Source organism: Trichocoleus sp. FACHB-6 (assembly GCF_014695815.1).
Taxonomy (GTDB): Bacteria; Cyanobacteriota; Cyanobacteriia; order Cyanobacteriales; family FACHB-T130; genus Funiculus; species Funiculus sociatus.
Genome location: NZ_JACJOY010000057.1, coordinates 19,146 through 32,819, shown reverse-complemented (window position 1 = coordinate 32,819; position 13,674 = coordinate 19,146). Strand labels below are relative to the sequence as shown.

10 protein-coding genes are annotated in these 13,674 nt (G+C 46.1%); 3 read left to right on the top strand and 7 right to left on the bottom strand.

All coding sequences use genetic code 11. The features are described 5' to 3' along the window. Position 1: 1 nt before the first annotated feature. The gene (locus H6F66_RS10815) at positions 2-925 is read right to left on the bottom strand and encodes a metallophosphoesterase (protein ID WP_190421006.1); all 924 of its coding nucleotides are present in this window, start codon (positions 923-925) and stop codon (positions 2-4) included. 167 nt (positions 926-1,092) lie between these two features. Here H6F66_RS10815 and H6F66_RS10810 point away from each other — a divergent pair, with 167 nt between their 5' ends. Next, complete coding sequence (locus tag H6F66_RS10810) at positions 1,093-1,968, top strand: hypothetical protein (protein WP_190421005.1); 876 nt, start codon at positions 1,093-1,095, stop codon at positions 1,966-1,968. Positions 1,969-2,101: 133 nt separating this feature from the next. Here the strand turns inward: H6F66_RS10810 and H6F66_RS10805 are convergent, their stop codons facing one another. Together H6F66_RS10805 and H6F66_RS10800 are read right to left on the bottom strand one after the other, a co-directional pair. Continuing rightward, positions 2,102-2,260, bottom strand: coding sequence for a hypothetical protein (locus H6F66_RS10805; RefSeq protein WP_190421004.1), 159 nt, complete (start codon positions 2,258-2,260; stop codon positions 2,102-2,104). Positions 2,261-2,467: 207 nt separating this feature from the next. Then, a complete protein-coding gene (locus H6F66_RS10800) occupies positions 2,468-3,184 on the bottom strand; it encodes an N-acetylmannosamine-6-phosphate 2-epimerase (protein ID WP_190421003.1) in 717 nt (238 codons plus the stop codon). Between H6F66_RS10800 and cobN the strand changes: the two genes are divergently transcribed. After that, a complete protein-coding gene (gene cobN, locus H6F66_RS10795; RefSeq protein WP_190421001.1) occupies positions 3,179-7,216 on the top strand; it encodes a cobaltochelatase subunit CobN in 4,038 nt (1,345 codons plus the stop codon). The two genes, H6F66_RS10800 and cobN, sit on opposite strands and share 6 nt — an antisense overlap. A gap of 106 nt (positions 7,217-7,322) precedes the next feature. Here cobN and H6F66_RS10790 read toward each other — a convergent pair whose 3' ends face one another. Both H6F66_RS10790 and H6F66_RS10785 read right to left on the bottom strand, forming a co-directional pair. Next, positions 7,323-8,735 (bottom strand): ATP-binding protein, encoded by a 1,413-nt coding sequence (locus H6F66_RS10790; protein ID WP_190420999.1) that lies wholly within the window; start codon positions 8,733-8,735, stop codon positions 7,323-7,325. Positions 8,736-9,006: 271 nt separating this feature from the next. Further along, complete coding sequence (locus H6F66_RS10785; RefSeq protein WP_190420998.1) at positions 9,007-9,561, bottom strand: heme NO-binding domain-containing protein; 555 nt, start codon at positions 9,559-9,561, stop codon at positions 9,007-9,009. A gap of 319 nt (positions 9,562-9,880) precedes the next feature. On the opposite strand from H6F66_RS10785, the gene H6F66_RS10780 reads away from it, so the two are divergent. Then, positions 9,881-10,378 (top strand): hypothetical protein, encoded by a 498-nt coding sequence (locus tag H6F66_RS10780; RefSeq protein ID WP_190420997.1) that lies wholly within the window; start codon positions 9,881-9,883, stop codon positions 10,376-10,378. 84 nt (positions 10,379-10,462) lie between these two features. On the opposite strand, the gene H6F66_RS10775 is transcribed toward H6F66_RS10780, so the two are convergent. Beyond that, entirely contained in the window at positions 10,463-11,467 is a 1,005-nt protein-coding gene (locus H6F66_RS10775; RefSeq protein WP_190420996.1) for a J domain-containing protein, read from the bottom strand. An 86-nt stretch (positions 11,468-11,553) separates the two neighbouring features. After that, positions 11,554-13,635, bottom strand: coding sequence for a molecular chaperone DnaK (dnaK, locus tag H6F66_RS10770; RefSeq protein WP_190420995.1), 2,082 nt, complete (start codon positions 13,633-13,635; stop codon positions 11,554-11,556). Between the last annotated feature and the right edge of the window lie 39 nt (positions 13,636-13,674).

The following is a 13,674-nucleotide window of genomic DNA, read 5'->3' as shown; positions in this document are numbered from 1 at the left end:
ATTAAGCTGATTGCAGTGGAATAACACCTTTGTCAAAAACGCGGTTATTGGTGCCGATGCCGCTAATTACTATTTTGTCTGCAAATACATCCAATGCAGCAAAACTCAACTCACTGACAGAATGCGCCGTCCATTCTGAACGTCCGACTTTACGAACTCCTGCGCCAGCACCACAAGTTAGATAAGTAGTACCGTTAATAGACTTTGTGCGCTCATAGTTGTGGTCGTGACCGTTGATGTAAAGTTGCACGCGGTATTTTTGGAAAAGTGGAGTTAGTGTTTCGATAAAAGGTTGATTTACTCCGTATTCACCAGATGAGTAAATCTGATGATGACCAACAACAATTTTCCAAGGCGCATCGCTGCTGCTGAGTTCTTGTTCTAACCAAGTTAGTTGAGCCTTCCAGTCAGCATTATCATTGGTATCTAGAGCAAAAAAATGTACTGGGTTGCGGCGAAATGTGTAGTAACGTCGCCCCTGCATATTAAAAGCTGGATAGCGCACTTGAGGGTCGCCGTTATCGGTGCGAATGTCGTGATTACCCAGAACAGCTTGAAATTTCACTCCGCGCTGCAATAAAACTTGATAAGGGCGCTCAAAAACATCAACAATTTTCTCAATTTCACCATTGTTGTAGATGTTGTCACCAGCTAAGATTGCCAAGTCAAAGGGCTTTAGCTGCTGATAACGACTCATGGCTGCTGCTACAGCATATTGACCTTTTGCACCAGTTCCCGTGTCTGCTACCGACACAAAGCGCAGTAGCGGGGCTCCTAGCGTTGACTCAGGCGTTGCTAGTTCGGCCGCAAGATTGAAAGAGACAGCACTCGTAGCCCTTGGACTGCGGAGTGCCTTTGCCAAAAAAGCTAGACCGAAACCACTGAGGGTACTTAAAACTAGAAAGTGACGGCGTTTAAGGGGCATAGATTAAAAGTTAAGTCAGTTGATTGCGAGTCAGATAAAAGCAGAATAGCAAAGTGGTAGATTAGGGCTGTGAAGGCAGCATCCGGTAAGAATCTACCGCGAGTAGCGCATACGCGCCTACGCCGGAGGCGATCGCAATTATTTTTGCTGCTTTTAAGGGAGATTCCATGTCAGAAGATCAAACAAATCAGCCAAATATACCAAACCCAGCACCGAAAAAGGTGACAGCACCGCCCATCCGCCAATCGTTTCTGAAAGCTCAAAGCATTAAAATTCTGCGGGGGACAATTAGACTGCTTGAAGGGACAGTGGAGAAATTGGAGGAGCCACCAACCGCTACCTCCCAACTTACAACTGCCAAGCCAAGCCTTCTGGAACGTTTTTTAAGTTTGTGGAATGGCATTATAGGGATAATCCGCTCTTTCCTGCCAACATCGCTGAATCAAAAGCTTTCTGATACAGCTTTGAGTGGCGCGATCGCAGTAGTTCTCGTTTTACTACTCTGGACAACAACTACCCTTATACCTGGGACGACTGAAGTAGCTGAGGTTCCTCCCGCAGCAACACCTGTTCCCGAACAGATATCTTCTCCTGCACCAATGCCTGTTCCAGTTGCGCCTGTTCCGGAACCAACACCGCCTCCCGCCAACATCGACACACCTCCAGAATTAAAAGCGCCAGAAGCACCCCAAGCCGTGGAAATTGCCCCACCGCCTCCCCCAGTGCTAACCCCAGAACAAAAATTGATTGCTTCTATTCAAGATCAAGTTGCCCAAACTACTACCCAATATGCAAATGGGCTAATTGGGTCTATTCAAGCTAACTTTCCTGCTAGTCTTCTAGTCGTCCAAGTCAGTGATGCTTGGTACGACCTCAATTTATCCAAACAGGACAAGTTAGCCGGTGAAATGTTGCAACGCGCTAAAGAACTCGACTTTAGCAAGTTGGAAATCTCTGATTCTCAAGGTGCGCTTTTAGCCCGTTCTCCTGTGGTGGGAGACAAAATGGTAATTCTCAAGCGCCGCGTACTCGCCGCAGGTTAGGAACGTGGATTTAATAATTTACAGAATTTGCGATTGGTAGGGGGATGGCATTGTCATGCGCCTACCAAACCAGAGACGTGAAATTTCGCGTCTCTCTTTTTATATCTCTCTTTTTATATCTCTCTTTTTATATTTATCTACCTTCGACTGCGCGCACAGATTGGGGTGGTGTTCTAAAATCTAAACTCTGTTCTGGCAGCATCCAGGTAATCAGCAATCCCTGAATAGCACCTACTGCAACCAACGCCCATATAAAACCTGTCTTTTTTATGGCTCGTGGCAACGTGTTCATAAAATTACCCTAAGTAGTGCCTTCCGGCAATTCCGAATACTTTTTTTGACCACCAACTTAGCTACGGTTATCTTCTGGTGGCATCTACCTATAGTAGTATATCCAGAAAATTACCTAGGTACTTAAGAAAATGTTGTGGAATTTGGTGAACTACTTAGGCTCGAATTATTAAAGTTCGATTTTATACATTGCCAATATTGCTAAGAACTATTTTTGGTGGCTATTAGGAAAAACAGCTCCGTAGGCTTTTACGTTAATATCGATACCTGTAATTGCCGTACCAACAACGACGGCATAGGCTCCCAGTTCCAGCGCTTGCTTTGCCATCTGGGGTGAGGCAATGCCACCCTCACAAATAGCTGGAACGTTTAGCTGTTCTACTATTTGGGTTAGTAAGTCAAAGCCTGGGGGAATTAGATGTTGTGTAGCGGCAGTGTAGCCGTAAAGGGTGGTGCCTAGGATGTCTGCACCTGCGGCGGCGGCGGATAGAGCATTCTCTATCGTATCCACATCTGCCATCACTGGCTTACCCAGTTCATCGTGAATTCGGCTAATCAGTGTTTGTAGTGTCTCGCCATCCGGGCGATCGCGTAAGGTGGCATCAATAGCGATAATGTCTGCACCAGCGATCGCGATCGCTTGCGCGTGATGAAACTGCGGAGTAATGTATACTTCGTAACCCGGTATCTGTTGTTTCCACAGACCAATTATTGGTAATGTAACCTTTTCGCGTACCGCCTTTATATGAGCTGGCGTATCAATACGCACCCCCACAGCGCCATTGAGGATAGAAGCGTGCGCGATCGCGGCAATAACTGACGGCTCGTGCAGTGGCGACTCAACCGGAGCCTGACAAGATACAATCAAACCTTGACTCAAAGCGTTTAATGTGTCGCTGCTACGGGGGAAAACAAAATCGTGCATCGTCTAGCCGCTACTCCTGGGGGATGGAATCCTCAAGCTGAGGGTGTCATTTTTATTGAGCAAACACCTGCTCCCATCGTCTTGCTCACCGCAGCGGATACCGATATTCAAACCCTCGCCGCCGCAGTATCCAAATTACCAGACTCATTTCCCGCGCTACGAGTCGTTAATCTCTTGCAGTTGCAGCAACAACTCAGTATTGATACTTACGCTGAAGAAGTTCTGGAGCAGGCACAGGTAATTATTTTAAGGCTACTGGGAGGACGTTCCTATTGGTCTTATGGATTAGAAGTGGTGCGCCAAACAGTGGAAAGTACCCAGAAGTCGCTGTTTGTCTTACCTGGAGACGATCGTCCAGATCCAGATTTAATCAGTCACTCTACCGTAACTCTGGCATCTAGTAACCAGCTGTGGCGCTACTTTACCGAAGGCGGGGTAGAAAATTTCGTTAATGCCTTAAAATTTGTCGCTGATATTTGTCTGGGAAATACCTACAATCCACCGCCACCGCAAGAAGTTCCCCGCGTCGGGGTTTATTGGGGGCTGGGGACTGGGGACTGGGGACTAGGTACTAGGGACAAGGGACTAGGTACTAGGGACTGGGGACTAGGTACTAGGGACAAGGGACTAGGTACTAGGGACAAGGAACTGGGTAAGAGTCCTCCCAATCCCCAATCCCCAATCCCCAATCCCCATTCCCCCAATCCCCAATCCCCAATTCCCAATCCCCAATTCCCAATCCCCAATTCCCAATCCCCAATCCCCAAAATCGGTATTTTGTTCTATCGCGCTCATTATCTAGCGGGAAATACAGCCCCAATAGATGCAATATGTCAAGCTTTAGCTGAACGAAATTTAGAACCAATTCCCGTTTTTGTCTCTTCTCTGCGCGATCGCGATGTACAAGAAGAATTATTGCAATACTTCCAACCGAAAGACGGCGAGGAAATTAAGCTTTTACTCAACACCACCAGCTTTTCTATCTCTCCCCTGAACCCCAGCGATGGGGCGGCTTCAATTGTCGATTCTTCCGACCTATCGGGAAAACCTACTCCTACCATTCCTTTATCCCTAGATATCCCTACTTTGCAGGTAATCTTCAGCGGCGGTACGGTGGAACAGTGGAAGAGTGGATTTCAAGGGCTGTCACCGCGCGATATGGCGATGAATGTGGCTTTACCAGAGGTGGATGGGAGAATCATTAGTCGTGCAGTTTCTTTTAAAGCTGTGCAAACCCGAAATCCTCTGCTGCAAACGGATGTGGTGGTTTATGAACCTGTGCGCGATCGCATTCAATTTGTCGCTGATTTAGCATCTAACTGGGTACGTCTGCGCCAAACTCCACCACAACAGCGAAAAATTGCTTTAATTTTGGCAAATTATCCTAATCGCGATGGGCGTTTAGCTAATGGTGTCGGGTTGGATACTCCAGCAAGTTGTGTAGAAATACTTAAGGCTTTACAACAGGCTGGGTATTGTGTAGAAAATATTCCAGCTAGTGGTGATGAGTTGATTTCGCGTTTGACTGCTGGAGTGACTAACGATCCGGAGGGGCGAGAGTTGCGTCGGGTGCAGCAGAGTTTGGCTTTCCAGGAGTATCAAGAGTATTTTTCTAGTTTGCCAGAAGCGGTGCAGCAAGGAGTATGCGATCGCTGGGGTTCGGTTTTGGAAATGAACCGCCCAAGCGCAGAGGACGCAGAGGAAGAGAAATTTTTTGCTGTTGCTGGTTTACAGTTGGGTAATGTTTTTGTGGGGATTCAACCTGCGCGTGGTTATGATATTGACCCAAGTTTAAATTATCATGCTCCGGATTTGGAACCGCCTCATAGTTATCTGGCTTTTTATTATTGGGTGCGGCAAGTTTTTGGGGTTGATGCGTTTGTTCATGTGGGGAAGCACGGGAATCTAGAATGGCTTCCGGGTAAAAGCGTGGGTCTTTCAAGTAATTGTTATCCGGAAGCAGTGTTTGGGCCTTTGCCTCACTTGTATCCTTTTATTGTCAACGATCCGGGGGAAGGTTCTCAAGCTAAACGTCGCGCTCAAGCTGTAATTATAGACCACTTAACTCCGCCGATGACTAGGGCTGAACTTTATGGCCCTTTGCAACAGTTGGAAGGGTTAATTGATGAATATTATCAGGCTGAAAGTTTAGATCCTTCAAGATTACCAGCGATCAGTTCTCGCATTGCCGATCTGGTTTTTCAGGAAAATTTACACCAAGATTTGAAAATCAAAAAAGAAGATAATTTTGAATTGTCAATTTTAAATTATTTGGATGGTTATTTGTGCGAATTGAAAGAAGCTCAAATACGGGATGGATTGCACATTTTTGGGCAATGTCCGCAAGGGCGACAACTGCGAGATTTGATAGTCGCGATCGCACGTCATCCCGGAAGCGATCGCAAAGGCTTAACGAGAGCGATCGCTCTTGATTCTAATCTAGATTTCGACCCTCTCACAGCAGATCCTTCTCAACCTTTTGTAGGACAGGGCTGTCCTACAAGATATCAAATTGTCGGCGATGTCATTGAGGCATTGGAACAACAAGCCAGTGTGTTAGTAGAACAGCTGATGATGGGAAACCCCCCCAACCCCGCCGTCAACGAGGGAACCGTAAAAAGAGAATTAGACTGGATACGTCGCTACCTCCTCCCTTCCCTCCAACAAACCAACCAAGAAATCTCCAACTTGTTACGAGGATTAGATGGGCGATATGTGCCTAGTGGCGCATCTGGTGCACCAACGCGAGGACGACCTGATGTTTTGCCTACTGGTCGCAATTTTTACTCAGTTGATATCCGGTCAATTCCCACAGAAACAGCCTGGAGTGTCGGACGCAAAGCGGCTGAAGCTTTAATTGAACAGTACACGCAGGAACACGGGGAGTATCCAAAAACCCTCGGATTGTCGGTATGGGGAACGAGTACCATGCGAACTGGTGGCGATGACTTGGCGCAAGCAATGGCATTGATTGGAGTGCAACCAGTCTGGGATGGTGCCTCGCGACGAGTGGTAGATTTTGAGATATTGCCAGTCTCAGTTTTAGGTCGTCCCCGCGTGGATGTGACGCTGAGAATTTCTGGATTTTTCCGCGATGCTTTCCCTAATTTAATCGATTTATTCGATCAAGCTGTAGCAGCAGTGGCGGCGTTAAAGGAACCAGCAGAACAAAACCCATTAGCAGCGCAAGTATCCCAAGAAACCGAGTTTTGGCAAAATTCCGGGTTGAGTCAAGAACAAGCCCAAATGCGATCGCGTTATCGCATCTTTGGTTCTAAACCTGGTGCTTATGGTGCTGGATTGCAAGGTTTAATTGAAGCACAAAATTGGACAGATGACCAAGATTTAGCCCGTGCTTACATCAACTGGAGCAGTTACGCTTACACTAGCACCCCTCTCCAACCCTCGACAGGGGAGCTAGGGGGGGTTAGCGCCCCAGAAGCCTTCCAGAAGCGTCTACAGCAAATGCAAATAGTATTGCACAATCAAGATAACCGCGAACACGACTTACTAGACTCCGATGATTACTATCAATTTCAAGGCGGTTTAACAGCAGCGGTTCGGGCTTTAAGTGGCCAGAATCCGCAAACATATTTTGGCGATAATTCTCTTCCCGAAAATCCGAAAGTTCGACAATTGCGCGAAGAAATTGCACGAGTTTATCGTTCCCGTGTTGTGAATCCTAAATGGATTGCTGGTGTCATGCGTCATGGTTACAAAGGCGCATTTGAAATGTCAGCAACAGTAGATTATTTATTCGCCTACGATGCGACAGCTAACTGTGTAGAAGATTTCATGTATCAAGGAGTAGCAGAGGCGTATTTATTCGACTCAAATGTACAAGATTTCATCCAGCAGAAGAACCCTTGGGCGTTAAGAGATATGGCAGAAAGATTGTTAGAAGCTAATCAACGCGATTTGTGGCAAAACGTTGATAAAGAGATAGTGGAAAAACTGCGAAACTTAGTTCACCAATCCGAAGCCGTCATCGAAGGTATGACAGCAATCGTTACAACTGATGAGTTAGGGTAGTTAACCTAGAATTAAAATAAATTAGGTGAATTTCAATGTCAGAACAAATGACTTTGACAGAGTTAGCCGAATATGGGATAACTACTTGCGAGTATGGCTCCCGAAGTTAACCAGCAGACATTCCTAAATGCTGTCGCACCGGAATCTTAATCCAGAACTCCGTACCTTTCCCCGGTGACGACACGCACCGCAGTATCCCTTTATGTTTCTGCACAATATGATAACTAATTGATAATCCTAATCCCGTCCTCTTACCTCCTGACTTCGTAGTAAAGAAAGGGTTAAATATTCGTTTTTTCATCTCTTCAATCATCCCTAGCCCATTGTCAGCAATCCGCACCATGACATAATATGGGTGCGCTGCCTCTGTGCGAATAGTTATCCGAGGAGCGTCAATTATTTTTCCACTGGCTGCTGACTCCTTAAAAGCATCAATCGCATTAGCAATAAGATTTATAAAAACCTGATTTAGCTGTCCTGCATCACACTCAACAGGTGGTAATACGCCAAATTCTTTGACAATTTCAATGTCGGGATGCTCCTTTTTAGATTTCAGCCGATGCTGCAAAATTAGTAGGGCGCTATTAATTCCTTCGTGAATATTTACCCGCTTCATTCCCGACTCGTCAAGTCGGGCGAAATTTCGTAAAGATAGGACAATTTGACGAATTCTGTCCGCCCCATTGTTCATTGATTCCAGCACTTTTGGCATATCTTCAATGATAAAATTTAGGTCAATGTCTTCGCTATGCTTTTGAATTTCCCCAGCAGGGTTGGGATAAAATTTCTGGTATAGGCGGATGAGTTCTAGCAAGTATTGTGTATATTCTTTGGCAGGATTGAGGTTGCTGTAAATAAAGCTGACGGGATTATTTATCTCATGCGCTACACCTGCTACCAATTGTCCCAGGCTAGACATTTTTTCAGCTTGAATTAGCTGAATTTGAGCTTCTCGTAGTTTTAGTAGAGTTCGTTCCAATTTCAAGCTTTGTGCCTCAGCAGTTGCAGCGAGTTCTTCTTTGACTTTTAGCGCTTCTTGAAGTTCTGACTGTTGCTGAGTTAATTGGTTTGCCAACTTCTTAGCATCGGATACCACGGTGTTTTGTGCCTGTAATAAGAAGAGAAAATCCCCTATCGGATCGTGAATTGCAAAGTCTTTGAGCTTAATTTTAAGTGGTTTTAAATCTGCTATATCTGTCACCCAGAGAGAGCCAAGGAAGAAGATGACATCTGACTCTTCTACGTACACTATTTGTCCTTTAAGTTGCATTCCATTATGCACAGATTCCAGAAGGAAGAGGGCGTGAGACTGTTTTCGGATGGCATCAAATTCAACTGCAACGGTGGGACGATTGAACCGAAAATGCTCTTCTATCTGGCTACCTACAGATAATCCGGGGCAGGAACGCTGCAAAACGTCCCCAATCTGCACAATTTCTTTATGGCGATTGAAAACTAAATGGAAGGGGAAAATCTCTGCTAGCTGTTGCGGTGGTAAACTGAAACTTGGTGGAACCATAACAGGTTGCAATTCTAAAAAGTCTGGCTAAATTTTTAAACATTCACAGACGCTGCTACTAACGTACAGTTCCACAGTTTTTTGCCTTTAGTAGCTTACGTTTAGATGGAGAGCAGCCGGGAACGCTTGCACTCAGGAATATTAAGTGAATTATTACTTAGCTGCCATTTAAAACGGATCTGCTATTTGGCTGCTTTTATATATAAGCTTTTATGGTATTATAAAATGGGTTGTGGTCTGCTTTCTCGAAAGTTCCCCTGACTACTTTAAACTATTCGTTTTCTTTGTAATCAATCGAGAACTCGTCCCGATCGCTTCCTTGTTCCCGGCTACTCGTCTGTTTAATATCCACCTCTGTATTAAATCGCGCTCCCAACCCCTTCACAAGCCCGATTACCATCGGAGCAAGTCCCTCTCTAGTAGATTGATAGTGTAAATTCAGAGAATCGTCTTCAATTTCTGTGCAGTCAAAAGAGGGTGGTTGAAGTTGAGGAAACGTCAAACCAAGGCGGGCGTGCAAACTGTCTAGGTTCTGGAGAAATTCTGGCAGGTTCTCTCCCGCCATGTCCATCATTTCGCCGTAGCCTTCTTTGGCTGTGTACAGCACCCAGTATTCTCCAAAAGCTTGCAGAATTTCTGAGGACGATATTGCCAGAATTTCGCTTGCTGCTTTAACTAAGCGATGGGTGACATCATCGGGATACCCATCCATGCTTATAAAAACATCGACGTCTAGCTGTGCCTTTTTTTTGATTTCCTCCCAGGTTTCTTCCCCGAAGCGATCGCACACCATATCTTGAATGGCTTTGTTCACCAATCCATACATAAAACTCTCCAGGGTGAGCGAATCATTACTTCAATTCTAGTAAACATCTTAGGTGCTACAGATGTTTGGTTGGGCGATCTATATTACATAACACTACGCGCCATCACAGCGATCGCTTAAATGCTTGCCTTTTTTGCCCTTCCTCTTGTAGATACTGAATGTCTACTAACATGATTTTTCATAACCAATTAGGCTCTTAACATTTATTATTACTAATAAATGTTAACGCTCTAACGTCAAAAAAATGCAAGATTATTTCATATTTTTCTTCAAGCCTATTCGTTAAACTAAAAGAAGACGCCAAAGGTGAGGAAATTCTATGACCGCTTTTTCTGGTGCTAACTTAAAGCGCTCGGCATGGCAAAGAACAGTCATGTTTACGCTGGCCTTCTGGCTAAGTGGCAGTCTGATTTTGGACTGGGTAATTATGCCCAGTATGTTTGCTACAGGGATGATGACTGAACCTGGATTCGCTACAGCAGCTTATTCAATCTTCTGGATTTTTAATCGCATCGAGTTGTTGTGCGCCGCTTTAGTTTTAACAGGAATTTTGGTTCTAAACCACACTCATATTGCATCTTATCTAGCAGGACGCAAAGTTATTTTCTTGTCTTTGCTGTTGCTAACAATCGCCATTATTGATACATATTTCTTAACACCGCATATGAGTGCTTTGGGAATACAGCTCAATCTTTTTGATGCTGTTGCCGAGACTCCGGCGGGTATGAATCAGCTACACGCAGGTTATTGGGTATTAGAAGCAGTGAAACTTATTGCCAGCGGTACGCTGTTAGGTTTATGCGATCGCGATCGCTAATATAGCAATTCTAAACAAGTTGTAAAATATTTTACTCGTTCCCAGTCTCAGACTGGGAACGAGTATTTGTATCCTCTGCATCAATTAAACAGGAAGATCCAAACGAGGTTTAAAGGTTTCGATTTGGCGCAGCTTTTCGTAAAGTTCCCGTTCCTGGGGACTGACGGATGGGGGAACCGCAATTTGAATCTCAACTAACTGATCGCCGCGATTACCATTACCAGTAGGGTAGCCTTTACCAGCTAGACGCAGACGCTTCCCGTGTCCTACACCGCTGGGAACCTTCATTTTCACCATACCATCGAGAGTCGGAACTTCCACAGCTCCTCCCAACACCGCTTCACTCGGCGTAACTGGTAATTGGCAGAAAATATCTGAACCTTCTAGTTTAAAGAAAGGGTGGGACGATACGGTAATTTTCAGATACAAATCGCCACCACCAATGCCTTGATTTTTTAACCGGATGCGTTGTTGATTTAACATTCCCGGTGGCATATCAACTTCCAGACTTCGCCCATCTTCCAGACGAATTCGTTCTCGCCCTCCCTGATAAGCTTTTTCTAGTGGCATCGTTAATCTAGCTTCTACATCGCGACGAGTTTGGCGTGAAGGAACAGTGTAAGCGGTTCTGGTGTTGCCGGGGCGAAATTCGTCAGACGCAGCAACTCTAGGGTTTGTATTGCTTGAGGGTGTTTGTGCCGTCTTTGTTTGGCGACGACCTAACAGAGTATCGACAAAGCTGGGAAAGTCCGGATACTCCTCATAATTTAATTCTTCAGTGGAACTGCGGCCATTGCCACTGCGATCGCCCCAACTTTTCCCAGTTGTAGTTTTTGCCGTCCTTCGGGTGCCAAATCCTCTCTGGTTCCAGAAGCGGCTGAACTTATCGTACTCCGATCGCTTAGCTGTATCGGAGAGAATATCGTAGGCTTCACCGATCTCCTTGAACTTTTCTTCTGCTGTTTCATCTCCCGGATTCACATCGGGATGATACTGCCTCGCTAGCCGTCGATACGCCTTTTTAATTTCTTCACTGGTAGCATCTCGATTCACACCTAGAATCTGGTAGTAGTCCCGAAAATTTTGCATACGTCTATTTTTGATTTTAGAAATTAGTTTTTAGATTTTAGATTGTAGATGGCAACCCAAAATCTAAAATCCCAAATCCCAAATCCTTAGAGCCAATCATCATCATCATCATCCCAATCATCATTAGGTTGGACTGTTCTGGAAGGACGGCGGTAGGAACTGCCGCTATCACGACTATACCGCTCTCTACCTGCACCTCCGGAGTCTCCGGAGTAGCGACGGTCATCATTGCGATCGCGATAACGTATGTTGTCATCCCGATCGCGATCGCGCAATCCCTCACCAAACAGCGAATCACCCTCCCCAGAGAACGTGCGCCGAATCGATCCAAAAAAGTCATCCTCATCCTCAGCCGCTTCCAGCCGCACCTCTCGGTTAAGCTCATAAAGGGCATCCTGAAGATCGCCTTGCGCCCGATCTATAGCGCGATCGTCATCACGCTTCATGCTCTCGCGCAGTTCCTGAACTAAAGATTCTATGCGCCGCCGCTGTCCGGCTGCAAACTGCATTCCATAAGTCAGCGCTACTTCCTTGAGTTGCCGTTCTGCTTTCAGAACTTCCGCTTCAGCACGGTTGCGCTTCTCCACCCGTTCCCGTCGTTGTCTGTCTTCTGCGGCATATTCTTCCGCATCCTGAATCATCCGGTTAACTTCACCCTCACTGAGAGTAGAAGCCCCTTGAATAGTAACGCTCTGCTCTCTCCCGGTAGTTCTATCTAAGGCAGTCACCTGTAGAATTCCGTTGGCATCAATATCAAAAGCCACCTGAACTTGGGGGACTCCTCGCGGGGAAGGAGGAATGCCAGTCAGCTTAAACCTTCCTAGAGATTTATTATCAGATGACATTTCTCGTTCGCCCTGGAGGACGTGAATTTCCACTACCGTTTGGTTATTTTCCGATGTCGAGAAGATATCCGAGCGTCGCACGGGTATAGTTGTGTTGCGCGGGATAAGTTTCTTCATCACGCCGCCGATGGTTTCCAAACCAAGGGACAGGGGAGTTACATCTAGCAGCAGTACATCCTTAACTTCACCAGCTAGAATTCCCGCCTGAACTGCCGCACCCACCGCCACGACTTCATCCGGGTTAACGTTCTCGTTTGGTTCTCTATCGATTAAGCTACGTACCAGCTGTTTTACCAGGGGAATGCGGGTACTCCCGCCCACTAATACCACTTCGTCAATTCTGGATGGAGTGAGATTGGCATCAACTAAGGCGCGTTTTACAGGTGCCTTCAATCGACTCACTAAGTCTCCACACAAACCTTCAAATTGGGAGCGAGTCAGCCTGGTTTCTACGTGTAAGGGGCCTTCCTCCGTGGCGGTGATAAAGGGGAGGTTAATATCGGTGACACCGACCCCAGAAAGCTCAATTTTCGCTTTTTCCGCAGCTTCCGTGAGGCGCTGTAGGGCTTGGCGATCGCGTCTTAAATCTATCCCTTCTGTTTCCAAAAATTGTTGTGCCAGCCAGTCCACAATTTTTCTGTCAAAATCGTTACCACCCAGCTGAGTATCACCGCTAGTTGCCTTAACTTCAAACACTCCATCCCCTACTTCTAGAATGGAGACATCAAAGGTACCACCGCCCAAGTCAAACACCAAAATAGTTTGACTATCTTTGCGATCCAACCCATAAGCCAAAGATGCAGCCGTTGGCTCATTCAGAATCCGCAATACATCCAGTCCGGCAATTCTCCCAGCATCCTTTGTTGCTTGTCGCTGAGAATCATTGAAATAAGCTGGAACTGTAATCACCGCCCCCGTCACCGGCTCTCCCAAGTAGCGACTCGCTTCGGCTGCCAACTTTTGCAGTACCATTGCCGCGATTTCCTCTGGGGCAAATTCCCGCTTGAGTCGAGGGCATTTTATTTTAACGTTGCCCTCATCATCCTTGCGAATTGTGTATGGGACTTGCTTAGATGTTGGAGTGAGTTCGCTGTACTTGCGCCCGATGAAGCGCTTCACCGCATAAAATGTATTTTGCGGGTTGAGAACAGCTTGGCGTCGCGCCATTTGTCCGACGAGGCGTTCTCCTTCTTTACTGAAACCAACCACGGAGGGAGTAGTCCTCATGCCTTCTGCATTGGCAATGACAACGGGCTTGCCGCCTTCCATGACAGCTACTACTGAATTGGTTGTTCCCAGGTCAATGCCGACTACTTTACCCATGCCTAGTGTGTTCTCCTTGCCTTTCCTTAATATTTTGAG